We start from the raw sequence: 24,322 nt of genomic DNA, 5'->3' as shown, positions 1-24,322 counted from the left end.
GCCCTAGCGCGCGACCTTCGCCTGGGGAATGGTCATCGCCGCCACGCCGACGACGACCAGGGCCATTCCCCACCACGCGCTCGGACCAAGGCTTTCGCCAAGGAACACGGCTCCGATAGCAACGCCGATCGGCACCCGCAGATAGGCTTGCGAGGTGGTGCCGACGGAGCCCAGCGTGTGGAGGAGACGGAAATAGATGCAAAAGGCCAGCGCGGTTGAAAACACCGAAAGCCCGAGCAGCGCAAGGATCGAAGCTGTCGACGGCGCCAAGGTCCATGGCTGGTCGAACGCAAGGCTCAAGGGGATCAGCATCGCGGCGCCGCAGAGCATCGAACCGGCGGCCGGCACCATCGGGTCGAGCCCCCTGAAGCCGCGGCCGAAAACGGCCGCGCCGGCATAGCAGATCGTCGCCGCGATCACGGCAAGTTGCGGTAACAATTGCTGTCCGAGGCCGCCAAGCGCCGGGGCGCCGACAACGAGGCATATTCCGGCTATTCCCGCCGCGACGCCAAACAGCTTGCGCATGGTCGACGGTTCGTGGCGGGTGATGAGGGCGGTCAGCAAGAAGGTAAAGATCGGCGAGGTCGCATTCAGGATCGTGGCCAGCCCGGCATCCAGCGAGCGCTCGGCCCAAGCGATCAGCGTGAACGGCACGACGCTGTTGAGGCATGCCTGGAATGCAAACCGGCGCCAGCTTGTGGCATCACCCGGCAAGGTCAGCCCGCGCCAGCGGATCAGGGCAAGCAGGATGCCACCCGCGATCAGGGTTCGCGCGGCGATCAGCGTCACCGGCGGGATCGTCGCAACGCCGATCTTGATGAAGCTGTAGGATGCACCCCAGAGCACTGCCAACACGACGAGCAGCACCAGCTCGATCCTCGTGTCGGTTTTCATAGACATGGCCGGCGGGGACCTCTGGGCATCGCTCATCTCAGCCATGCTTGTAAGCCAGGCACGCGAGAAATGCTTCGGCCGCCATCCAACGATGGTGGCTATGCTGACATTCGTCGGATCGCCGCATTGTCGACTAGGCAAAGCCGCATCAAACCGCTAGACCCGCCCGCGCCCGGCATGGCAGAAAGCCGGTGGGTTTTTGGCGGAGACATGAATTGATGCCGGACTATGACGTGCTTTGTATCGGAAATGCCATCGTCGACATCATCGCCCAGTGCGATGAGGCGTTCCTGGAGACCAACGGCATCATCAAGGGCGCGATGAATTTGATCGACACGAGGCGCGCCGAACTGCTCTACAGCCGCATGGGCCCGGCCATTGAAGCCTCGGGCGGCAGCGCCGGCAACACGGCGGCGGGCGTCGCCTCCTTCGGCGGTCGCGCCGCTTTCTTCGGCAAGGTCTCCAACGACGCGCTCGGCAAAATCTACGCGCATGACATGCATGCCCAGGGCGTCGCCTTCGACACAAAACCGCTCGATGGCGAACCGCCGACGGCGCGCTCGATGATCTTCGTCACGCCGGACGGCGAGCGCTCGATGAACACCTATCTCGGCGCCTGCGTCGAGCTCGGCCCGGAGGATGTTGAGGCCGACAAGGCGTCGGGCGCCGCCGTCACCTATTTCGAGGGCTATCTGTGGGACCCGCCGCGCGCCAAGGAAGCGTTCCGGCAGACGGCGAAGTTCGCCCATGCCGCCGGGCGCGAAGTATCGATGACATTGTCGGACTCGTTCTGCGTCGACCGTTACCGCGACGAATTCCTCGACCTGATGCGCTCCGGCACCGTGGATATCGTCTTTGCCAACAGCCACGAGATCAAGTCGCTCTACCAGACCGCGTCCTTCGACGAGGCGCTGGCGCACATCCGCAGGGACTGCAAGATCGCCATTGTCACCCGTTCGGAAAAGGGCTCGGTCATCGTGCGCCGCGACGAGACCGTCACCATCGAGGCGACCGGGATTCGCGAGCTGGTCGACACGACAGGCGCCGGCGACCTCTACGCCGCCGGCTTCCTCTACGGCTACACGCAAGGCCGCGGCCTGAAGCAGTGCGGTGATCTCGGCTCGCTGGCCGCCGGGCTGGTCATCCAGCAGATCGGCCCAAGGCCACGCCAGAATCTGCGCCGCGAGGCCGAGCAGGCGGGGTTGCTCTAGGGGCGCTCGGTCTCGCTCGATGGCAGGGCAATCGCAGATCGGCAAGTGCCCCCTCACCCGGATTGCCAACCGAATTGCGAAGGGCAATTCGGGGCAATCCGACCTCTCCCCGAGGGGAGAGGAGGTCGCCAGCGTTGATGCCAGCCTCTTCTCCCCTGCGGGGAGAAGGTGGCCGCGAAGCGGCCGGATGAGGGGGACCCCCTTAGGTGATAGCCGTGCCCTCGATGGGCATCGCCTTCGCATGACCCTCCCCACCGAGAGGAGGGTAAGCTCGCTCCTCAAGCCCCCGCGCTATACGCCGCGATTGCCGCCATGTTGACGATGTCCGAGTCCTTGGCGTTCAGCGAGACGATCTGGACCGGCTTGTTCAGGCCGACCAGCAGCGGGCCGATGACGGTCGAGCCGCCGAGCTCCTGCAGCATCTTGGTCGAGATCGAGGCCGAGTGGAACGCCGGCATGATCAGCACATTGGCGGGGCCGGTCAGCCTGATGAACGGATACTGCGCCATGGCGCGGGCGTTGAGCGCCACGTCGGCGGCCATTTCGCCGTCATACTCGAAATCGACGCGGCGCTTGTCGAGGATGCGCACCGCTTCCTGGACGCGCTCGGAGCGCTCGCCTTGCGGATGGCCGAAGGTCGAATAGGCGAGCATGGCGAGCCTCGGCTCGTAGCCCATGCGGCGGGCAAAGCCGGCGGCCTCCTCGGCGATGTCGGCGATCTGTTCAGCATTCGGCATGTCGTGCACGGCGGTGTCGGCGACAAGCACGGTGCGACCCCGCGCGAGCACGATCGACACGCCGATGACGCAATGGCCGGGCCTTGCGTCGATGACGCGGCGGATGTCGTCGAGCGCCGTCGAATAGTTGCGGGTAACGCCGGTGACGATGCCGTCGGCATCGCCCAGCGCCACCATGCAGGCGGCGAAATGGTTGCGGTCGTTGTTGATCAGCCGCTGGCAGTCGCGGAACAGGAAGCCTTTGCGCTGCATGCGCTCGTAGAGATAATCGGTGTAGACGGAGTTGCGCCGCGACAGCCGCGCATTGATGATCTCGATGCCTTGCTTGCCGAGGTCGATGCCGGCATTCCGGGCGTTTTCCTTGATGATGTCGTCGCGGCCGAGCAGGATGGCGGTGCCGAGCCGCTGGTTCACATAGGAGACGGCGGCGCGCATCACCTGCTCCTCCTCGCCCTCGGCAAAGACGATGCGCTTGGGCTGGCGGCGCACGCGGTCGTAGATGCGCTGCAGCGTCGAGGCGATCGGGTCGCGGCGGGCGGAAAGCTCCTGCGCGTAGCGGTCGAGATCGAGGATCGGCTTGCGCGCGACGCCGGAGTCCATCGCCGCCTTGGCGACCGCGATCGGGATCGCCGAGATCAGCCGCGGGTCGAACGGCACCGGGATGATGTAGTTGGGGCCGAATTTCGGCCGGTTGCCCTGATAGGCGGCGGCGACGTCGTCGGGCACGTCCTGGCGCGCCAGCTCCGCCAGCGCCCGGGCGGCGGCGATCTTCATGTCGTCGTTGATGGTGGTCGCCCGCACATCGAGCGCGCCGCGGAAAATGTAGGGGAAGCCAAGCACGTTGTTGACCTGGTTGGGATAGTCGGACCGTCCCGTCGCCATGATGGCGTCGGTGCGGATCTCGGCGACCTCCTCCGGTGTGATCTCGGGGTCGGGATTGGCCATGGCGAAGATGATCGGGTTCTTGGCCATCGACTGCACCATCCTGGTGGTCAGCGTGCCCTTGGCCGAGAGGCCGAGGAACACGTCGGCGCCGTCCAGCGCCTCGGCCAGCGAGCGCGCGCCGGTTTTGACGGCATGCGCCGATTTCCACTGGTTCATGCCTTCGGTGCGGCCCTGGAAGACGACGCCTTTGGTGTCGCAAAGGATGATATTCTCAGGCGCAAAGCCCATCGCCTTCATCAATTCGATGCAGGCGATGCCGGCAGCACCGGCGCCATTGCAGACCATTTTCGTGGTCTTCATGTCGCGGCCGGTGATTTCCAGCGCGTTAATCAGCCCGGCGGCCGAGATGATGGCGGTGCCGTGCTGGTCGTCATGGAACACCGGTATGTCCATCAATTCGCGCAGCCGCTGCTCGATGATGAAGCATTCCGGTGCCTTGATGTCCTCGAGGTTGATGCCGCCGAAGGAGGGGCCGAGAAAGCGCACGCAGTTGATGAATTCGTCGGCATCCTCGGTGTCGACCTCGAGGTCGATGGAATCGACATCGGCGAAGCGCTTGAACAGCACCGCCTTGCCTTCCATCACCGGCTTCGAGGCCAGCGCGCCGAGATTGCCGAGGCCGAGGATAGCGGTGCCGTTGGAGATGACGGCGACCATGTTGCCGCGAACCGTGTAGTCGAAGGCGCGGCTCGGGTCCTCGGCGATGGCGAGAACCGGCACCGCGACGCCCGGCGAATAGGCGAGGCTGAGATCGCGCTGCGTCGCCATCGGTTTTGTGGCGACGATCTCCAGCTTGCCCGGACGGCCCATGGCGTGGAATTCCAGCGCCTCCTGGGCGCTGACTGAGGGCCCGTTGCTTTCGGTTTTCTTGGCCATGGTACTCTTGGTTTCCTCGCCCGTACGGCACCGCTTGAGATGGGTGCGCATGCTTTCTTTTGTGGACGGTTCGGGATTAAGGCTACACTTCGCCGCTGTAAACCGCCAAGCATGGCTTGGAAAATTTTGGAAGCAGCTTTTTGAACGACGAGACGCCCATTCGAAGCGACAACGCCACGCCGGCCTTCGCGCCGGCGACGCCGATGATGGAGCAGTACATCGAGATCAAGGCGGCGAACCCGGATTCGCTGCTGTTCTACCGCATGGGCGATTTCTACGAGCTGTTCTTCGACGATGCCGAGAAGGCAAGCCGGGCGCTCGGCATCGTGCTGACCAAGCGCGGCAAGCACCAGGGGCTCGACATCCCGATGGGGGGGTGGCCGGGCCCCGCCCCCGACGATTATTTGCAGAAGCTGATCGGCCAGGGGTTCCGCGTCGCCGTCTGCGAGCAGATCGAGGATCCAGCCGAGGCCAGGAAGCGCGGCGGCAAATCGGTGGTGCGCCGCGATGTTGTGCGGCTGGTGACGCCAGGCACCATCACCGAGGACAAACTGCTGGCGCCGTCGGAATCGAGTTTTCTGATGGCGCTGGGACGGGTCAAGGGCGGCGCCGAGCATTCCTTCGCGTTGGCCTGGATCGAGATCTCGACCGGTGTCTTCCGCGTCGCTGAAACCACCGCCGACCGGCTGCTCGCCGACGTCATCCGTGTCGATCCGCGCGAGCTGATCGTCGCCGAACCGGTGTTTTACGACCCGGAGCTGAAACCGGTGTTCGACGTGCTCGGCCGCGTCGCCAGCCCGCAGCCGCCGTCGCTGTTCGATTCGGCTTCGGCCGCCGGCCGCATCGCCCGCTTCTTCGAGGTGGCGACGCCTGACAGTTTCGGCTCGTTTTCGCGCGCCGAGCTGTCGGCGATCTCAGGCGTCATCGCGTATGTCGAGAAGACGCAGAAAGCGGAGCGGCCGCCGCTGTCGCGGCCGGAGCGCGAGGAGCAGGGATCGACACTGTTCATCGACCCGGCGACGCGCGCCAATCTGGAGCTGCTGCGCACGCTGTCCGGCAGCCGCGAGGGGTCGCTGTTCAAGGCGATCGACCGCACGGTGACCGGTGGCGGCGCAAGGCTGCTCGCTGACCGGCTGATGGCGCCGCTGACCGACCCGGCGGCAATCGCTGCAAGGCTGGATTCGGTGTCGTTCTTCCGCTCCGAGACGCGCCTCTGCCAGGCGGTGCGGGCCAGCCTGAAGAGCGTCGCCGACATGCCGCGCGCGCTGTCCAGGCTGGCGCTCAACCGCGGCGGTCCGCGCGATCTCGGCGCGCTGCGCGCCGGTTTCGAAGCGGCCGGCGCCATCGCCGGACTGTTCGGGCAAACCGCCTTGCCCGCCGAACTGGCGGCGGCGCTAGCGGCCATCAAGGCACTGCCCGGCGCGCTGGCGACGCATCTGGCACAGGCGCTCAGCGACGAGCTGCCGCTGCTCAAGCGCGACGGTGGCTTCGTCCGTTCCGGTTACCACGCCGAACTCGATGAGATGCGGGCACTGCGCGACGAGTCGCGAAAAGTGATCGCCGGGCTGGAGCGCTCGCTGATCGACGAGACCGGCATCCGCTCGCTGAAGATCAGGCACAACAATGTGCTGGGATACTACATCGAAGTCACCGCCAACCACCATGCGCTGATGACCGGCAGCGACGGCGCCAAGGCGCGCTTCATCCACCGCCAGACCATGGCCAACGCCATGCGCTTCACCACCACGGAACTCGCCGAGCTGGAATCGAAGATCGCCAATGCCGCCGACCGGGCGCTGGCGATCGAGCTTGCCGCTTTCGAGGCGCTGACGGCGGAAGTCGTCGGCCAGGCCGACAGGATCCGCGCCGGCGCCGAAGCGCTCGCCGTGCTCGACGTTTCGGCAGCCCTTGCCTTGCTTTCCGAAAGCGAGGCCTGGTGCCGGCCGCTGGTCGATGCGAGCCTTGCCTTCGAGATTTCGGGCGGACGCCATCCGGTGGTCGAACAGGCACTGCGGCGTTCCGGCGAAGGCCCGTTCGTCGCCAATGATTGCGATCTGTCGCCGCAAGGCGATGCCAAGGCCGGCGCGATCTGGCTGCTGACCGGCCCCAATATGGGCGGCAAGTCGACCTTTCTCAGGCAAAACGCGCTGATCGCCATCCTTGCCCAGACCGGCTCCTTCGTGCCGGCGGCATCAGCCCATATCGGCGTCGTCGACCGGCTGTTTTCGCGGGTCGGCGCCTCCGACGATCTGGCGCGCGGCCGCTCGACCTTCATGGTCGAGATGGTCGAGACAGCGGCGATCCTCAACCAGGCCGGCGAACGCGCACTGGTCATCCTCGACGAGATCGGCCGCGGCACCGCCACTTTCGACGGCCTCTCGATCGCCTGGGCGGCAGTCGAATATTTGCACGAGAAGAACCGCTGCCGGGCGATCTTCGCCACGCATTTCCACGAGATGACGGCGCTCGCCGGAAAACTGCCGCGGCTCTCCAACGTCACCATGCGGGTCAAGGAATGGGAGGGCGACGTGGTCTTCCTGCACGAGGTCGGCAAGGGTGCCGCCGACCGTTCCTACGGCGTCCAGGTAGCGCGGCTTGCCGGCTTGCCGGAAGCCGTCGTCGGCCGGGCCAAAGAAGTGCTGCACCAGCTTGAAGCCGGCGAGGTCTCGGGCAAGGCCAACCGTCTGGTCGACGACCTGCCGCTGTTTTCCGTGGCGGCGAAGCGGGAAGCGTCGAAGCCGGCCAGGAGTGATGGGCTGGGTGAAGCGCTAGCGGAGATCAATCCCGACGAGATGACGCCACGCGAGGCGCTGGAAGCGCTGTACCGGCTGAAGGGGATGGTGGGGAAGTAGTTGCTTTTGCGGTCGGAGCGGCGTCGCTGGAACCGCCAATCTCCCCCACGAGGGGGGAGATCGGCAGCCTCAACGTCCCGCTTGTCTGATGCCTCTAGATCATCGCCAGGCCCGACTTCCGCCTCGGCGGTGGGAAGGCGCGGTCAATTTCGGCGAAATCTTCGCTCGTGAGCTCGATGTCCAACGCCGCGACATTCTGCCGGATATGCTCCGGGCGGCTAGCTTTGGGAATCGCGATCACCCCGTCCTGCGCCATCACCCAGGCAAGCGCGATCTGCGCCGGCGTCGCACCGTGGCGAGCGGCGATGGCATCTAACCTGGCATTGCGCGCCAATACCCCCTGATCGACCGGCGAATAGGCCATCAGCGGCATACCGCGTTGCCAGCTCCACGGGGCGAGGTCGAACTCGACGCCGCGCTGCGACAGATTGTAGAGCACCTGATTGGTCTGGACGTTGCCGCCGGCCGGCAATCGGACCAGCTCTTCCATCTCGCCGGTATCGAAATTGCTGACGCCCCAATGGCGGATCTTGCCGGCTGCCTTCAACGCTTCGAATGCCTCGACCGTTTCCGTCAAGGGCACGCTGCCCGGCCAATGCAGCAGATAAAGATCGATGCGGTCGGTGGCGAGATGCCTCAGGCTGTTCTCGCAGGCCCGTTTCACGCCGGCGCGCGAGGCATTGGACGGCAGCACTTTGGAGACCAGGAAAACCTCGTCGCGGCGACCAGCGATGGCCTCCGCCACCACCTCCTCGGCACCGCCGCTGGCATACATTTCGGCGGTGTCGATCAGCGTCATGCCGAGATCCAGCCCGAGCTTCAGGGCATTGGCCTCGTCGGTACGGCGGCGGCCGTCTTCGCCCATCTTCCAGGTGCCCTGGCCGAGCACCGGCACGGCTTCGCCGCAGGGCAGGGTGGTCGTTCGTATCGTCGATGGCATGGCATGCTCCAGTCCGAGGCCCGGATAGCACCATAGCCGCCAAGGGAAATCCAGGTGAAGCAGAAATCCCGGTGAAGTCTCTCGCCTGGATTCCCGACAGCGTGAAGCCCTACTTCACCGGATGGGCAGCGAGCCAGTCCTGCATCTGCTTGATCTCGGCTTGCTGCGCGGCTATCACTGCTTCGGCCAGTTTGCGGATTTCCGGGTCCTTGCCATTGGCGAGCTCGACCTTGGCCATGTCGATGGCAGCCTGGTGATGCGGGATCATGCCGCGGGCGAAATCGACATCGGCACTGCCGGAATATTCAATCGCCATCATGTCGGTATGCATCTTGTCCATCGCCGCCTTGTAGCCCTCGGTCGAGGGGCTCTGCGCGCCCATGGCGCCCATGTCGTGCTTCATCTCCTCGGCTTGTGCAGGAACGCTTTCGAGGAAAACAGCAAGCAGCATTCCCGCCGCCATCATCAGCAGCACGATCTTCTTGGCCAAGGTCATTCATCGTCTCCTTTTTTGAACAGGGGCTATCTGGAAGTTTTACTCAGAGTTTCAATGTCCTGAGCCGCAATGCGTTGGCGATGACCGAAACCGAAGACAGGCTCATCGCCGCCGCCGCAATCATCGGCGACAACAGCGTGCCGGTGAGCGGATAAAGCACGCCGGCAGCCACCGGCACGCCAAGCACATTGTAGAGAAAAGCGAAAAACAGGTTCTGGCGGATGTTGCGGATCGTCGCGCGGGCCAGCGTCCTGGCCCTGACGATACCGTTGAGATCGCCCTTGACCAGCGTAATCCCCGCACTTTCGACCGCAACATCGGCGCCGGTGCCCATGGCGATGCCGACATCGGCGGCGGCAAGTGCCGGCGCATCGTTGACGCCATCGCCGGCCATGGCGACGCCGGCACCGCTGGCGCGCAACTCCTCGACCAGCGCGTTCTTCTGTTCGGGCAAAAGCCCGGCATGCACCGCGTCGATGCCGAGCTTGGCGGCGATGGCCTTGGCGGTGCGCTCATTGTCGCCGGTCGCCATGACGATCTTCAGCCCGCTGTCATGCAGCGCCTTGATCGCCTCGGCGGTGGTCGCCTTGATCGGGTCGGCGACGGCGACGAGGCCGGCGAGCTTGCCTGCGACAGCGACGAACATCGCGGTCTTGCCGTCGGACTGCAGCGCCTCGGCACTGGCCAGGACCGAAGCCGTATCGATGCCGAGATCGGCCATCATCGCGGCATTGCCAAGCGCCACCTTCTGTCCCGAAACCGTGCCGGAAACACCCTTGCCGGTGACAGCCTCGAAACCGCTCGCGTCGGGGACCTTCACCCCGCGTCCGCGGGCGCCGTCAACGATCGCCTCGGCCAGCGGATGCTCCGAGCCTTTTTCCAGCCCGGCGGCGAGCGCCAGCAACTCGTCTTGCGCCATGCCTTCGACGGCAACGACGTCGGTCAGTCGCGGCCGGCCTTCGGTCAGCGTTCCCGTCTTGTCGACGATCAGCGTATCGACCGAGGCAAAGCGCTCGAGCGCCGCCGCTTCCTTGATCAGCACGCCGGCATGCGCGCCGCGCCCGGTGGCGGTCATGATCGACATTGGCGTCGCAAGGCCGAGTGCACACGGACAGGCGATGATCAGAACCGAGACCGCCGAGACGATGGCAAACACCAGGCTGGGTTCCGGTCCGACGATCGCCCAGGCTACAAACGCAATGATCGCAACGAGAACAACGGCCGGGACGAAGTAGAACGAGACGCGGTCGGCCAACCCCTGGATCGGCGCGCGCGACCGCTGCGCCTTGGCGACCAGTTCGACGATGCGCGCCAGTGTCGTCTCGGCGCCGATCTTTTCGGCGCGCATGATCAGTGAGCCATTCTTGTTGAGCGTGCCGCCGGTGAGGTTGTCGCCTTCGGTCTTTTCGACCGGCAGCGGCTCGCCCGTGATCATCGATTCGTCGACGGAAGAGCGCCCTTCAAGCACAATGCCGTCGACCGGTACAGCGTCACCTGGGCGGATGCGCAGGCGGTCGCCGGCCTTGACAATATCGAGCGGCACGTCGTTTTCGGAACCGTCCGCGCCGATCAGCCGCGCCGTCTTCGGCGCCAGGTCGAGCAGCGCACGGATCGCCGAGCCGGTTTTCTCACGGGCACGCAATTCCAGCACCTGGCCGAGGAACACCAGCGCGACGATTACCGCCGCCGCCTCGAAATAGACCGGCACGGTGCCGTCATGGCCGCGGAACTGGTGCGGAAAGAGGCCTGGAAACAGTGTGGCGACGACGCTGTAGAGATAGGCGGCACCGACGCCGAGTGAAATCAGCGTCCACATATTGGGGCTGCGGTTGAGCATCGAATCCCAGCCGCGGTGGAAGAACGGGAATGCCGCCCACAGCACCACGGGGCTGGCCAGCGCCAGTTCCAGCCAGACCTTCGCGCGGTCGTCGATGAAGGCCTGAAACGTCAGGCCGAGCATCGGCGCCATGGCGATGACCAGCAACGGCACGGACAGCACCGCGCTCACCCAGAAGCGCCTGGTGAAATCGACCAGTTCGGGGTTAGGCCCCTCGTCGCCGGTCGGCACGCCCATCGGCTCCAGCGCCATGCCGCAGATCGGGCAGGAGCCGGGCTTGTCGCGGATGATTTCGGGATGCATCGGGCAGGTGTATTGCGTGCCCTTGGGCATCGCCTGCGGCGCCGGCTTGTCGCCGAGATATTTTGCCGGCTCGGCCTCGAACTTCGCCTTGCAGCCGGCGGAGCAGAAATAGAAGCCTTGGCCCTCGTGGCGCAAAAAGTGCTTGGCCGTGGCGCGATCGACGCTCATGCCGCAGACGGGATCGGTTGCGGTCAGATATTTTTCAGGTTCGGCGACGAATTTCGAACGGCAGCTTTCGCTGCAGAAATGATAGCGATGGCCGTCATGCCCGGCGGTCGGCTTGCCAGCGGCCGGATCGACGGTCATGCCGCAGACCGGATCCCGGACGACGGCGTCCGCGGCAGGCGAGGCGCTCTTTGCCGAGCAGCAGCAGCCATGGCTGTGATGATCGTGGTCGGAATGCGTCATGCCGAAAGCCCCTGTATTTCGATGTTGCAGCGGAGGTAGTACTTCCAGTAACTGGAAGGTCAAGGGCCGATTTTCGATTTTTCGCGGCCAGGCCCAAACCGAACCGGCTGCGGGCACGAGACGATCGTCCCGTCGGCGGCCGCGGAGAACGCGTCCGTCCGCCCCATACCCAGCGCCGCGAAAACGCGCTATAGACGCCGCCGAAACGGCGAGGCCGAACGGCATTTATGGCAAGAATATCCCTGAAGCTCGAGGAACTGATCGACGGCGAAGCCTTGCGCCGCGAGATGACCGAACTGACCGCGGCCACGGCAGGCGACGGTTCGGGCAAGGCCGCGCGCGGCGGCGTCCTCAAGCTACTCAAAAGCCGGCTCGCCGACGGGCGCACTGTCGCCGAACGCATGCTGATGGACGACGGCAGCGGCACCGCCTGCGCCGCCCGGCTGTCGCATCTGATGGATGAGATCATCCGTGCGCTCTACGATTTCGCTGCCACCCATGTCTACCGCGTGAAAAACCCGTCGTCGGCCGAGCGCATGGCGGTCGTCGCCGTCGGCGGCTATGGCCGCGGCACGCTGGCGCCGGGGTCCGACATCGATCTCCTGTTCCTGCTGCCCTACAAGCAGACGCCGTGGGGCGAGCAGATCGTCGAATATATGCTCTACATGCTGTGGGACCTCGGGCTGAAGGTCGGTCACGCGACGCGCAACATCGACGAGTGCCTCAGGCTGTCGCGCACCGACATCACCATCCGCACCTCGATCCTGGAGGCGCGCTTCCTGTGGGGCGAGCGAAAACTCTATGACGAGCTTCTGCAGCGCTTCGACCACGAGGTGGTGCGCACCACCGGCCCCGAATATGTCCAGGCCAAGCTCGCCGAACGCGACGAGCGCCACGCCAAGGCCGGCGAGAGCCGCTATCTGGTCGAGCCCAACGTCAAGGACGGCAAGGGCGGCCTGCGCGACCTGCAGACGCTGTTCTGGATCGCCAAATATTTCTACCGGGTGCGCACCGGCGAGGAACTGGTCGACAAGGGCGTCTTTACCGACGCCGAATACAGGGAATTTCAGAAGGCCGAGGACTTCCTGTGGGCGGTGCGCTGCCACATGCATTTCCTCACCGGCAAGGCGGAGGAGCGGCTGCATTTCGACATCCAGCGCGACATCGCTGAGCGGCTCGGCTACACCACCCATCCCGGCCTGTCGGCGGTCGAACGCTTCATGAAGCACTACTTCCTCGTCGCCAAGGATGTCGGCGACCTGACCCGCATTTTCTGCGCCGCGCTCGAGGAGGAGCAGGCCAAGCATGTGCCGGGCTTCAACCGCATCTTCCTCACCTTCTCGCGGCGCAAGCGCAAGCTCGCCGGCACGGCCGATTTCATCGTCGACAACCACCGCATCAACATTGCCGACGACGAGGTGTTCGAGCGCGATCCGGTCAACCTGCTCAGGCTGTTCTGGTTTGCCGACAAGCACGGCCTGGAATTCCACCCCGATGCGCTGAAGCTTTTGACCCGCTCTCTCGGCCTCGTCGGCAAGGCGCTCAGGCGCGACGAGGAGGCCAACCGGCTGTTCCTCGACATCTTGACCTCGGACCGCAACGCCGAGCTCAATCTGCGGCGAATGAACGAGGCCGGACTGCTTGCCAAGCTGATCCCGGACTTCGGCAAGATCGTCGCCATGATGCAGTTCTCGATGTATCACCACTACACCGTGGACGAGCATTTGATCCGCTGCATCGGCGTGCTGGCCGAGATCGAGCGCGGCGACGGCGAAAAGGTGCATCCGCTTTCCCACGCGCTGATGCCGGGGCTGAAGAAGAGCCGCGAGGCGCTCTATGTCGCCGTGCTGCTGCACGACATCGCCAAGGGCAGGCCGGAGGACCATTCGCAAGCCGGCGCCAGGATCGCGCGGCGCATCTGCCCGCATATGGGGCTCTCGCCGGCCGACACCGAAACGGTCGCCTGGCTGGTCGAGAACCACCTCGTCATGTCGATGACGGCGCAGACCCGCGATCTCAACGACCGCAAGACGATCGAGGATTTTGCCGCCATCGTGCAGTCGGTCGAACGGCTGAAAATGCTTTTAGTGCTTACCGTCTGCGATATCAGAGGCGTCGGGCCTGGTGTCTGGAACGGCTGGAAAGGCCAGTTGCTGCGCACGCTCTACTACGAGACCGAGCTTTTGTTGACCGGCGGGTTTTCGGAGGTGTCGCGCGCCAAGCGGACGGCGGCGGCGCGCGAGCAACTGGCCGAGGCGCTTGCCGACTGGCCGGAAAAGGCCCGCAAGCGTTATGTCGGCCAGCACTACGAGAACTATCTGCTGGCGGTCGATCTTCCCGACCAGCTGCGTCATGCCGAATTCATCCGCGAGGCCGATCACGCCGGCAAGAAGCTCGCCACCATGGTCAAGACTCACCAGTTCGAGGCGGTGACCGAGATCACGGTGCTGGCGCAGGACCATCCGCGCCTGCTTTCGGTGATTGCCGGCGCCTGCGCGGCGGCCGGCGGCAACATCGTCGACGCGCAGATCTTCACCACTTCGGATGGCCGCGCGCTCGACACCATCCTGATCTCGAGGGAGTTCGACCGCGACGAGGACGAGCGTCGCCGTGCCGAGCGCGTCGGCCGGCTGATCGAAGACGTGCTGTCGGGCAAGAGCTGGCTGCCCGAAATGATCGAGAAGCGCACCAAGCCACGGCGCGGCGCCAAGGTCTTCCGCATCCCGCCACGCGCCGAGATCCGCAACACCCTGTCGAACCGGTTCTCGGTGATCGAGGTCGAAGGACTGGACAGGCCGGGCCTTCTGTCGGAGATCACCGGCATGTTGTCGGACCTGTCGCTCGACATCGCCTCGGCCCACATCACCACCTTCGGCGAAAAGGTCATCGACACGTTCTACGTCACCGATCTCACCGGCCAGAAGATCGACAGCCCGTCGCGTACGGCGACCATCCGCAACAGGCTGATCGCGGTGCTCGAGGGCACGGCGTCCGAGCGCGGCAAGACCAAAACGGCCGCCGAGTGACTGTTACCTTCCATTTGCCCCAATCCCACAGGCAGTCTTCAAGCGCATGAGCCTTATCAAGAAATTCGCCACGGTCGCTTCCGGCACGCTGATGAGCCGCGCCCTCGGCTTTGGCCGTGAGATGCTGATGGCTGCCGCACTCGGCACCGGGCCGATCGCCGACGCCTTCAACGCCGCCTTCCAGTTTCCCAACACCTTTCGCCGGCTGTTCGCCGAAGGCGCCTTCAACGCCGCCTTCGTGCCGCTGTTCGCCAAAGAGATCGAGACGCACGGCACCGACGGCGCCAAGCGCTTTTCCGAAGAGGTGTTCGGCGTTTTGTTCACGGCGCTTCTGGCGCTGACCATCGCCATGGAACTGGCGATGCCGCTGATCGTGCGCTACCTGGTGGCGCCGGGCTTTGCCGACACGCCGGGAAAATTCGAGATGACGGTGGCACTGGCGACCGTCATGTTCCCTTACCTGATCTGCATGTCGCTCGGCGCCATGATGGCCGGCATGCTGAATTCGCTGCGCCGCTATTTCGCCGCCGCGGTGGCGCCGGTGTTCCTCAACATCATCCTCATCGCCGTGCTTGCCTATGCCTGGTACAAGGGTTCGGACGCCCGCACCGTCGGTTTCGGGCTGGCCTGGGGCGTACTGGCGGCCGGCTTGGTGCAGCTGGCGATCGTCTGGGCGGCGGTGCGCCATGCCGGCATTTCGATCGGCTTCCGCCGGCCGAAGATGACGCCCAGCGTCAAGCGGCTGCTGATCCTGGCACTGCCGGCGGCGATCACCGGCGGCATCACCCAGATCAACCAGCTGATTGGCACGGCGATCGCGTCGGCGCAGGACAGCGCGGTGTCGTCGCTGGCCTATGCCGACCGCGTTTACCAGCTGCCGCTGGGCGTTGTCGGCGTCGCCGTCGCCATCGTGCTTTTGCCGGAACTGTCGCGGGCGCTGAAGTCAGGCAATCTGGTCGAGGCGGCCAATCTGCAGAACCGCTCGGTCGAGTTCACCCTGTTCATGACCTTGCCGGCGGCGGCCGCCCTGCTGGTCATGTCCGAGCCGATCGTGCGGCTGGTCTATGAGCGCGGCGCCTTCGCCGCCAACAATTCGACGCCGACGGTCGCGGCAATCCTGGCGATCTTCGGCCTCGGTCTGCCGGCCTTCGTGCTGATCAAGGCCTTCACCCCAGGCTATTTCGCCCGCGAGGACACGCGCACGCCGATGATTTTCGCCGCCATCTCGGTGGCGGTTAACATTACGACGGCACTGACGCTGTTTCCGACGATGGGCGCGCCCGGCATTGCCGTTGCCTCCGCCGTCGCCGGCTGGGTCAATGCGGCGATGCTGCTGGCCGTGCTGATCCGGCGCGGCCACTGGGGCCGCGACGTGCCGCTCATGAAACGCATCCCGCGGCTGGTGCTGTCGGCGGCGGTGATGGCGGCGGCGCTCTATTTTGCCGAGCACTGGTTCGCCGCAAGTCTCGGCTCGGGCTCGCCGCTGGTGATCAAGGCGGTAACGCTGCTTGCGCTCGTCGCCGGCGGGGCGCTGCTTTACTTCGTCACTGCGTTTGCCACCGGGGGTGCGGATTTCGGCATGATCCGCCGCAATATCGGGCGTAAAGGCTCCCAGCCGGTCAAGGAGCAATCTCCGGATTCGTGAGGCGGAAAATTCGTCAGGTCCAATTTTGTTCTTGCTTTGTGCCTGCAGCTATGCTACTAATTTGCGTATGGTGCTGATTCGCACCGACGACCCCGCCGCAAGGCGGGTTTTTGATTCTGGTCGGCGCCATCCCCTTCAAACAGCCTTCTGTGGCGTCTTGCTCGGCCACGGTCAAAGCCCCGCGCGGCCTAGCCAACACCCCTCTTGATCGTCTCCTCGCTCTCGTCCATAAGCGCGCCGTCGCAAGACTTTCGCCGCGCGCGAAACGGCCCTCCACAAGCCAGGGATACACCATGACCGGCCTCAACCAGCCCGCCTTCAAGCCACTCGTCTTTTCCGGCGTCCAGCCAACCGGCAATCTGCACCTCGGCAATTATCTCGGCGCCATCAAGAAATTCGTCGCCCTGCAGGACACCTCCGACTGCATCTACTGCGTCGTCGACCTGCATTCGCTGACCGCGCAGCTCGTCTATGAGGATCTTCAGGACCAGACGCGTTCGATCACCGCGGCGTTTCTCGCCTCCGGCATCGATCCGACCAAGCACATCGTCTTCAACCAGTCGCGGGTGATGCAGCACGCCGAGCTTGCCTGGATCTTCAACTGCGTGGCGCGCATCGGCTGGATGAACCGCATGACGCAGTTCAAGGACAAGGCCGGCAAGGACCGCGAGAACGCCTCGCTCGGCCTGCTCGCCTATCCCTCCCTGATGGCCGCCGATATCCTCGTCTACCGCGCCACCCATGTGCCGGTCGGCGACGACCAGAAGCAGCATCTGGAGCTGACCCGCGATATTGCGCAGAAATTCAACAACGACTTTTCGGACCGTATCGCGGCGCTTGGCGTCGGCGTCGAGATGCAGGTCGGCGAAGAGACGGTGAACGGCTATTTCCCGCTGACCGAGCCGGTCATCGGCGGCCCGGCGGCGCGCATCATGTCGCTGCGCGACGGTTCGAAAAAGATGTCGAAGTCCGACCCGTCGGACCTGTCGCGCATCAACCTGACCGACGATGCCGACGCCATCTCGAAGAAGATCCGCAAGGCCAAGACGGACCCGGAGGCTTTGCCCGGCGAACTGGACGGGCTTGCCGGCCGGCCGGAAGCGGAAAACCTCGTCGGCATCTATGCCGGCCTCGCCGAAATATCGAAAGAGGCGGTGCTGGAGGAATTCGGCGGCCAGCAGTTTTCGGTGTTCAAGCCGGCGCTGGCCGATCTCGCGGTGGAAAAGCTGGCGCCGATCGCCGGCGAGATGCGCCGCATCTCCGGCGACCGCGCCTATGTCGACGCGGTGCTGCGGGATGGCGGCGAGCGTGCCGGCACATTGGCCGAAGCGACGATGAAGACCGTGCGCGACATTATCGGCCTGCTGCAAGGCTAATTTATGTCGCGCAAAAGTGTGCAGCGGTTTTGCGATAACGACATGCATAAAACAAGAACCTGAAGCGCGTCGCATGAGGCCGGTCGAACGCGACGCGCTTTAAGCTGCACCAACATCGCCACAGCCGCCGGTCGCTTGCGGGCGGGCTGTGGCGGTGGCAGATTGCGGCCGAAACCATCGAGCAGGGTGAATATGGTCTCCAAACGCCTCAGCCGCGAAGCCGGTCATCGCCGCAAGTTCCTGGCGATCATCGACGACACGCCGGAATGCGAGCGCGCCGTCGCCTACGCCTCGAAGCGGGCGCAAAGCACGGGCGGCGTGCTGGTGCTGCTCTATGTCATCGAGCCGGATGATTTCCAGCACTGGCTGGGCGTCGAGAAGATCATGCGCGAGGAGGCGACCGCCACGGCGCGCGCCGCGCTCGACAGCTACGCCAACAAGGTGCGCCAGAAGCTCGGCATCGAGCCGGAACTGGTGGTGCGCGAAGGCAAGCCGACCGAAGAGATCCACAAGCTGATCGAGGAAGACCAGGACATCGCCATCCTGGTGCTGGCGGCAGGCGCCGGCAAGGAAGGGCCCGGGCCGCTGGTCGGCGCGGTCGCCGGCAAGGGCGCCGCCTTTCCGATTCCAGTGACTGTGGTGCCGCAGAACCTGTCGGACGAGGAGATCGACAGCCTCGCCTGAGATGTGCCGATATTCAGGTGAGGCCGGCCTACAAATGGCGGCTTCCTGCGCTTCCGGTGCTCACGTACCAAAAGTACGCTCCGCTCCGGCCTTCGCCGACCGGAGCCCTCGTAGGCGCCTCCGTCCTATGAAGGCTACGGCCGGCGTAGGCCGGTTCTCGGAAACCATCATTTTCGGCTCGGCCTGACCTGAATCTCAACACATCTCCAATTGTTTCAGCGAGCTAGCAAAACATTCCACCAGCCAGCCGTTCCCCGCGATGCCTTTCGCTTGAATGTCGGGCGGATAAAGCCTAATTAGAATTATTCCAAACTAGCTGCCCGAAACGGGCACGGAGATGGCCATGTTCATCCAGACCGAGTCGACGCCAAACCCGGCGACGCTGAAATTCCTGCCCGGCAAGGAAGTGCTGCAAGAAGGTACCGCCGATTTCCGCGATGCCGACAGTGCCGCGACGGCTTCGCCGCTGGCCGGCCGGCTGTTCGAGATCCCCGGCGTCACCGGCGTCTTCTTCGGCTATGATTTCATCACCGTGACCAAGGACGGTCCCGACTGGCAGCATCTGAAGCCGGCTATCCTCGGCGCCATCATGGAGCATTTCATGTCCGGCGCCCCGGTGATGGCCAAGGCCGGCCCCGCCGCCGAGACCAGCCAGACCGGCGAATTCTACGACAAGGCCGACGAGGAGCTGGTCGTCACCATCAAGGAGTTGCTCGACACGCGGGTGCGCCCGGCGGTGGCCCAGGATGGCGGCGACATTACCTTCCGCGGCTTCGAGAACGGCACCGTATTCCTGCACATGAAGGGCGCCTGCGCCGGTTGCCCGTCCTCGACGGCGACGCTGAAGCACGGCATCCAGAACCTGCTCCGGCACTTTGTGCCGGAAGTGCAGCACGTCGAACAGGTCTCCTGACGCGCCGTTCCATCGTCAACGTCGATAGACAACAAAAAACCGGGCCAAAGTGCCCGGTTTTCTGTTTGCGACGTCTGTGTGTTGCCTAGACGGTCCGCGTATAAAGCTCTTCTTGTTTGACCATGATCTTGTCCGAAAACCGGGTCCCGCTTTTCGGGATCATGGTCTTACAGCACAATGACCTTGGCGCCGACCGAGGTGCGGTCGTAGAGGTCGATAATGTCCTGGTTCATCAGCCGGATGCAGCCCGACGACATCGCCTTGCCGATCGAATTCCATTCCGGGCTGCCATGCAGGCGGTAGCCCATGTCGCCGCCCTTGTTGAACAGGTACATGGCGCGCGCGCCGAGCGGGTTCTTCAACCCCGGCTCCATGCCGCCGGCAAACTTGGCCAGCTCCGGCTGCCGCCTGATCATCTGCGACGGCGGCGTCCAGGTCGGCCATTCGCGCTTTAGTGCGATACGGGCGGTGCCGTGCCATTCGAAACCTTCACGGCCGACGCCGATGCCGTAGCGCATCGCCTCGCCGTCGCCCATGACGAAATAGAGGAACTTGTTCTGCGTATCGACGATGATGGTGCCCGGCTTTTCCCTGGTGTCGTAGTCGACGATCTGGCGGCGGTATTTGAACGGCACCTTTTCGATCGGGATGCGCGGCAGATGATAGCCGGCATCGGTCACCGCGCCGTAGTTGTTGGTGAAGATCTGCGAGCCGATGGTGCTGCAACCGGCGACAGCCGTCGACACCGCCAGGGCCGCGACGATTGCAAGTGACTTCATGCGCATGAAAAGGTCCGATGCCTGCCCAAACAACAGCGGCTCGAGTCGGCCGCTTTTTTCATCTTCATTCATGCTGGCATTTGCTTTGCTTGCCAAGCGGGCGATGCCTATATCCTTGGGCTTGCGTGCTGGTAAACCGGCGACTATGGCATTTCGGCAACAGCCCCCGCAGGATTATGCTGCAAAATCAATGGGCCAAGAACAAGAACCCCGAGACGGGTCGGTGACGCTGGCTGGCGCTCTGGCCGGCCAGCCAAGGCCATCCGTTACTACGAGGAGATCGGCCTGATCTCGCCTGAGACGCGGCCGCTGCAGGAGATAATCCTGACAAGCCTGGTTCAATAGGCCGGTTCAATAAAGAACGCCGCGAAGAACCGTCCAAGCCAGAAGCCCGAACGTGCCGATCACCACCACTGCACCAAGGACCGTGCCGATCTTTTCAGGCAGTCCATCGGGGCGACCAGGATCGTCGGCCATTCAACTATCGATCATGACGTAGGCGGCACCAAACACGGCAACGATGATTGCCCCAAGCACCGCCCAGCCTCTGATGGCGAGCGGATTTCCTCCGGTGTCGCCGATTTGCGTCCGTCATCGTCCGTCATCTAATGCTCCTCGTAAAATACCGTGGCCGACATTGAAAGCGCAAGCTGCCGGCGCTGCCAAGAGGGTGCAGCGGACATTTTTTTTGCGCAAAAGTTTAGGAGCGTGCGCCGTTCGACAGCAAGCGTTACCTAGCCTTCGACACTCCGCGAAGCACGGGCGGCCGTCACGATCCCGGTGGGCGATACCGGATCGACTTCGCCCTGCCAAGCGCTTCCATCGTCTCTTCGACACTTAGCAGCACGGTGGTCTCGTAGGAGCTGAGCGCGCCTCCCGCACCAATGGCAAGCATGACCGATGCCATGGAGACGTTGTCCGGCGCCTCCCACAGATTCCAGCCGTCGTGTTCTCCGAAGGCATACCAGAACCCGTGCAGCTTTCCGCCCACCGACTCGATGTAGGAACGGGCAGCCTCGCGTCTGTCCTCGGGGTTGTCCATCAAGCGCGCCCAGGTTTCGGGCCTGTAGCTGAATCGCGTGAGATACATCGGCATGGTTCGTCTCCTCCCAGAGCTGCCCCCACCAAGACAGTTAAGCGCCCCAATCCGGGCGAAGGCGAGTCGTTTCCGCGGCGTAGTACCGCTGGCTTAGTTGCGGGACCGCTAATGGACCTGCTTCAATGCCTTTCCCAAGGGGAGTAAATTCAATGGCAGCCTATCTTATTGCCGATGTCGACATAACCGACGCCGCCGTGTTCGAGCAATACCGCCGCGACGTGCCAGCAACCGAAGCCCGCTACGGGGGAAGGTACATCGCTCGTGGCGGAGCCACCAAAGTGCTGGAAGGCGACTGGGAACCTCATCGCCTCGTCATTGTCGAATTCCCCGACATGGCTTCCCTCATTGCATGGTACAACTCCCCAGAATACGGCCGCCTCAAAGCCATCCGCGAACGCTGTGCAAAGACGAGGATCATTGCTCTGGAGGGCATGATGCCGGTTAGTTAGAGGGGGTTGTCAACCAGATAATAGCCGCCCAGAAGGCGGCTATATATTTGACAAACCCGGATGACCGCTGACCAAAGCTCCGCTACAAATCAGCCGTGACGCCCGCGCCTATTAGTAGTTTCATTGGAGCCATGATCCTCAGTTTGGTTGGGGTTCTAGCCTACCGCTGGTTTGGCCCTATCGCGCTGGTTATTGTCGGAGGCATTGGTCTTCCAGCGGTGCTCGCCTGTTCCTTATACCGATTTGATTTGAAAAACCGGAAGGCGCGTGAGTGGCTTAATCCGACAGACAAGAGCTCCTAGACCAGCACTGGCCCCAGCACAAAGGCGATTATCTGGTTGGCAACCCGCCTTGGCAGCGGCGACAAAACATGATTCAAATGCGGTTGTGTTGGGGGAAAACATGATCCGCATAGCCATCGTTATAGCCATTGCCGTCAGTGCATCGGCATGCACTAGCCAGGCGAACGTTCCTTATGACACGAGTAAAAAAACCTGTAGAATCTATGTTGAGCCGGGGTCAGGCCACAAGCGTGAACTTTGTCTTCCGGACACTCCAAATAAATACTGTGTGCGTGCTTATTATATAAACACACCAGGTGGAGAAAGGGTAATGTGCGGCCCACTAACCCGCAAGGCAACCACTGCCGAGGGTCGTGCCAGACAGCTTGCAGGCAGTAAATACCCGTAGGAAAACACCCACGGTAGGCCGCTTGCGCTTCAGGGTTCTGCACCGGCGGTGTCCCGTTCTGGTTGGGTTTGTCAAACCAGATAATCGCCCCAAAAAACCGGGTTCAAACCGTGAACAAAATCTGACATGGTGCGGCCATGCCTATCATCTCACCTCTACCCCTTAACCCGCTGATCGACGGTCGCCAGTCGGAGCGTGCCATGCTGGTCAGGCGTGGCGTGCAGCGGCTGCTCAAGCAGATGGGCGCGCATGTCTTGCCCGAACTGTCGCTGGCCACCGGGCGCCGCGCCGATCTCGTAGCGCTGACCCGCCAGGGCGATATCTGGATCATCGAGATCAAATCCTCGATCGAGGATTTCAGGGTCGACCGCAAATGGCCGGACTACCGGCTGCATTCCGACCGCTTCTTCTTCGCCACCCATCCCGGCGTGCCCCAGGAGATCTTTCCGGAAGAGTGCGGCTTCATTCTCTCCGACGGCTATGGTGCCGAGGTCCTGCGCGATGCGCCCGAGCACCGGATGGCGGCGGCGACGCGCAAGGCGCTGATGCTGAGGATCGCGCGCGCCGGTGCCGCGCGGTTGCTGGCGGCGGAGCTTGCCGGGGTGTCGGTGCCGGCGCTGGAGGGTGAGAGCGAGTAGGGGGTTTCGCTCTCCGTAGTCATGGAGGCTTGCGCTGCCCCGGCTGCCGCCACCTTGCATAAGAGACGATGTATGACTGCGGTGTTCCGCAAGGAACGCCAACAGCCGGCTGTAGCCTTCGTCTTCCCAGTGCAGGTCGAGATTGGAAATGAAACCCGGCACGAAGACGAGATTGAGCGATCCCTGGCCGACCACCTGATAGGCGATCCGCACGTCGCCGCTGAGCGCGTAGCGAGTTTCGATCGGCCTCACGAGGTTTGTCCGCCCGACCCGACGATTTCTTATCGCCGGATCATACCAGAGCCGCGAGACTTGCGGCAGATGAAACCTTAGAGGGTGTGAATGTAGGCCCGCGGCGCCTACTTCTGTGACGCAGCCGTAGTCTCGGTGCTCGCTCCGCCGACGCTAAAACCTGCGCCCTCCGGCGCGCCCGGCCGCTTGATGTGTGGGGCGGCCGCGACGACAAGCTCGTTGAAGCCTTCGCCGCCGCTGTCGAGCATCTCGAACAATTGCCGGCGCATCCTCGGCTCCCAGAACTTGTTGATGTGCTCGGCGACGCCGGCAATGCCTTGCTCGCGCGGCTTGGAGTGGAAAAAGGCAGCGATCTGGTTGGCCATGCGAACCAGCTTTTCGCTGGTGCTCATGAGGTGGCCTTCGTCATGCGACATGCTTGGCAACTCCGGAAACCACGCGGTCAGGATGGGTGAAAATATCGAAATCATCGCCGCGCACCAGCGCCACCAGCGTCATGCCGGCGTCGTCTGCGGTGCGGATGGCAAGTGCCGTCGGCGCCGAGACGGCGATGATGAAGGCAGCACCGATCGCCGCGGTCTTCTGCACCATCTCGACCGAAACGCGCGACGTCACGACGACGGCCCCCGACCTGCCGTCGATACCGGCTTTGGCCAGCGCGCCGGCCAGCTTGTCCAGCGCATTGTGACGGCCGACATCCTCGCGCGCCATGACGATGCCCTTGCCGGGGAGGTAAAAACCGGCGGCGTGGACCGCGCCGGTCTCGGCGTGCAGCGGCTGCACCTTCGACAAAAGCTTGACCGAGCGGACGATGTCATCGGCCTGAAGTGTAAGTTTCGACGCACCGACCGGATCGACCGAGCGCATCGCTTCCTCGATCGATTCGATGCCGCACAGCCCGCAGCCGACCGGGCCGGCGAGCCGTCTGCGACGCGCCTCGAAACGGGTGTTGGCCTGGTCCTTCAGCCGGATCTGGATATCGATGCCGGCGCCGTGATCCTCGACCTCGATGGCTTCGATTTCGTCTGGCGAGGCAATGATGCCTTCGGTCAGCGAGAAGCCGAGCGCGAAATCCTCGAAATCGGCCGGGCTTGCCATCATCACCGCATGCGTGGTGCCGGCAAAGGAGAATGCTACCGGCGTCTCTTCCGGCACCATGCGGTTGGCGGCCGCGGTGCCGCCGGCGCGGCGCGCGAGGCGGCTGATCTGGGTGACAGCACGACGTTTGGGCATCACGCGGCACCCCCCTCTGGCCTACCGGCCATCTCCCCC

20 protein-coding genes are annotated in these 24,322 nt (G+C 63.9%); 10 read left to right on the top strand and 10 right to left on the bottom strand.

Annotated features, from left to right (window positions below):
• Positions 1-3: 3 nt before the first annotated feature.
• Positions 4-894: a DMT family transporter gene (locus NKH37_RS14530; protein ID WP_502895895.1), complete on the bottom strand. Its 891-nt coding sequence runs from the start codon at positions 892-894 to the stop codon at positions 4-6.
• A gap of 218 nt (positions 895-1,112) precedes the next feature.
• On the opposite strand from NKH37_RS14530, the gene NKH37_RS14525 reads away from it, so the two are divergent.
• Positions 1,113-2,105 carry an adenosine kinase gene (locus NKH37_RS14525; RefSeq protein ID WP_352496642.1) on the top strand — a complete coding sequence of 331 codons (993 nt, stop codon included), beginning with the start codon at positions 1,113-1,115 and terminating at the stop codon, positions 2,103-2,105.
• 278 nt (positions 2,106-2,383) lie between these two features.
• Here the strand turns inward: NKH37_RS14525 and NKH37_RS14520 are convergent, their stop codons facing one another.
• On the bottom strand, positions 2,384-4,663 hold the full coding sequence (locus tag NKH37_RS14520; RefSeq protein WP_023717919.1) for an NADP-dependent malic enzyme: 2,280 nt from the start codon (positions 4,661-4,663) through the stop codon (positions 2,384-2,386).
• 203 nt (positions 4,664-4,866) lie between these two features.
• On the opposite strand from NKH37_RS14520, the gene mutS reads away from it, so the two are divergent.
• A complete protein-coding gene (gene mutS / locus NKH37_RS14515) occupies positions 4,867-7,515 on the top strand; it encodes a DNA mismatch repair protein MutS (protein WP_353041132.1) in 2,649 nt (882 codons plus the stop codon).
• Positions 7,516-7,609: 94 nt separating this feature from the next.
• On the opposite strand, the gene NKH37_RS14510 is transcribed toward mutS, so the two are convergent.
• The 3 genes from NKH37_RS14510 to NKH37_RS14500 form a co-directional block, all read right to left on the bottom strand.
• Positions 7,610-8,455: an aldo/keto reductase gene (locus NKH37_RS14510; RefSeq protein ID WP_353005323.1), complete on the bottom strand. Its 846-nt coding sequence runs from the start codon at positions 8,453-8,455 to the stop codon at positions 7,610-7,612.
• A gap of 109 nt (positions 8,456-8,564) precedes the next feature.
• The gene (gene copM / locus NKH37_RS14505; RefSeq protein WP_353005322.1) at positions 8,565-8,951 is read right to left on the bottom strand and encodes a CopM family metallochaperone; all 387 of its coding nucleotides are present in this window, start codon (positions 8,949-8,951) and stop codon (positions 8,565-8,567) included.
• Positions 8,952-8,994: 43 nt separating this feature from the next.
• Complete coding sequence (locus NKH37_RS14500) at positions 8,995-11,499, bottom strand: heavy metal translocating P-type ATPase (protein ID WP_353005321.1); 2,505 nt, start codon at positions 11,497-11,499, stop codon at positions 8,995-8,997.
• A gap of 227 nt (positions 11,500-11,726) precedes the next feature.
• Between NKH37_RS14500 and NKH37_RS14495 the strand changes: the two genes are divergently transcribed.
• The 5 genes from NKH37_RS14495 to NKH37_RS14475 all read left to right on the top strand — a co-directional run bounded on the left by NKH37_RS14495 (position 11,727) and on the right by NKH37_RS14475 (position 19,143).
• The gene (locus NKH37_RS14495) at positions 11,727-14,525 is read left to right on the top strand and encodes a [protein-PII] uridylyltransferase (RefSeq protein ID WP_353005320.1); all 2,799 of its coding nucleotides are present in this window, start codon (positions 11,727-11,729) and stop codon (positions 14,523-14,525) included.
• Between the two features lie 46 nt (positions 14,526-14,571).
• Positions 14,572-16,170: a murein biosynthesis integral membrane protein MurJ gene (gene murJ, locus NKH37_RS14490; RefSeq protein ID WP_353041115.1), complete on the top strand. Its 1,599-nt coding sequence runs from the start codon at positions 14,572-14,574 to the stop codon at positions 16,168-16,170.
• Positions 16,171-16,463: 293 nt separating this feature from the next.
• Positions 16,464-17,546 (top strand): tryptophan--tRNA ligase, encoded by a 1,083-nt coding sequence (trpS, locus tag NKH37_RS14485; RefSeq protein WP_353005318.1) that lies wholly within the window; start codon positions 16,464-16,466, stop codon positions 17,544-17,546.
• Positions 17,547-17,738: 192 nt separating this feature from the next.
• Positions 17,739-18,230 (top strand): universal stress protein, encoded by a 492-nt coding sequence (locus NKH37_RS14480; protein WP_023717912.1) that lies wholly within the window; start codon positions 17,739-17,741, stop codon positions 18,228-18,230.
• Positions 18,231-18,573: 343 nt separating this feature from the next.
• Complete coding sequence (locus tag NKH37_RS14475) at positions 18,574-19,143, top strand: NifU family protein (protein ID WP_023676386.1); 570 nt, start codon at positions 18,574-18,576, stop codon at positions 19,141-19,143.
• Between the two features lie 167 nt (positions 19,144-19,310).
• Here the strand turns inward: NKH37_RS14475 and NKH37_RS14470 are convergent, their stop codons facing one another.
• The 3 genes from NKH37_RS14470 to NKH37_RS14460 all read right to left on the bottom strand — a co-directional run bounded on the left by NKH37_RS14470 (position 19,311) and on the right by NKH37_RS14460 (position 21,018).
• The gene (locus tag NKH37_RS14470) at positions 19,311-19,928 is read right to left on the bottom strand and encodes a L,D-transpeptidase (RefSeq protein WP_352857158.1); all 618 of its coding nucleotides are present in this window, start codon (positions 19,926-19,928) and stop codon (positions 19,311-19,313) included.
• A gap of 345 nt (positions 19,929-20,273) precedes the next feature.
• Positions 20,274-20,399 carry a hypothetical protein gene (locus tag NKH37_RS14465; RefSeq protein ID WP_352483308.1) on the bottom strand — a complete coding sequence of 42 codons (126 nt, stop codon included), beginning with the start codon at positions 20,397-20,399 and terminating at the stop codon, positions 20,274-20,276.
• A gap of 292 nt (positions 20,400-20,691) precedes the next feature.
• Positions 20,692-21,018 (bottom strand): GYD domain-containing protein, encoded by a 327-nt coding sequence (locus NKH37_RS14460; RefSeq protein WP_352483306.1) that lies wholly within the window; start codon positions 21,016-21,018, stop codon positions 20,692-20,694.
• Between the two features lie 152 nt (positions 21,019-21,170).
• Here NKH37_RS14460 and NKH37_RS14455 point away from each other — a divergent pair, with 152 nt between their 5' ends.
• The 3 genes from NKH37_RS14455 (at position 21,171) to NKH37_RS14445 (ending at position 23,131) form a co-directional block, all read left to right on the top strand.
• Positions 21,171-21,470, top strand: a complete 300-nt coding sequence (locus NKH37_RS14455) for a DUF1330 domain-containing protein (RefSeq protein WP_352963429.1) — start codon at positions 21,171-21,173, stop codon at positions 21,468-21,470.
• A gap of 827 nt (positions 21,471-22,297) precedes the next feature.
• Positions 22,298-22,798 carry an MmcB family DNA repair protein gene (locus NKH37_RS14450; protein WP_352483305.1) on the top strand — a complete coding sequence of 167 codons (501 nt, stop codon included), beginning with the start codon at positions 22,298-22,300 and terminating at the stop codon, positions 22,796-22,798.
• A 72-nt stretch (positions 22,799-22,870) separates the two neighbouring features.
• Entirely contained in the window at positions 22,871-23,131 is a 261-nt protein-coding gene (locus tag NKH37_RS14445; RefSeq protein ID WP_353005317.1) for a hypothetical protein, read from the top strand.
• A 26-nt stretch (positions 23,132-23,157) separates the two neighbouring features.
• Here NKH37_RS14445 and NKH37_RS14440 read toward each other — a convergent pair whose 3' ends face one another.
• Positions 23,158-23,466, bottom strand: a complete 309-nt coding sequence (locus tag NKH37_RS14440; RefSeq protein WP_352483304.1) for a formate dehydrogenase subunit delta — start codon at positions 23,464-23,466, stop codon at positions 23,158-23,160.
• On the bottom strand, positions 23,456-24,283 hold the full coding sequence (gene fdhD / locus NKH37_RS14435) for a formate dehydrogenase accessory sulfurtransferase FdhD (protein WP_023717901.1): 828 nt from the start codon (positions 24,281-24,283) through the stop codon (positions 23,456-23,458). Before fdhD ends, NKH37_RS14440 begins: the two co-directional genes overlap by 11 nt.
• Between the last annotated feature and the right edge of the window lie 39 nt (positions 24,284-24,322).

Origin of the sequence: Mesorhizobium sp. M1217, assembly GCF_040318275.1 — a bacterium.
Lineage (GTDB): Bacteria > Pseudomonadota > Alphaproteobacteria > Rhizobiales > Rhizobiaceae > Mesorhizobium.
This window is presented reverse-complemented; position numbering and strand designations above follow the sequence as displayed.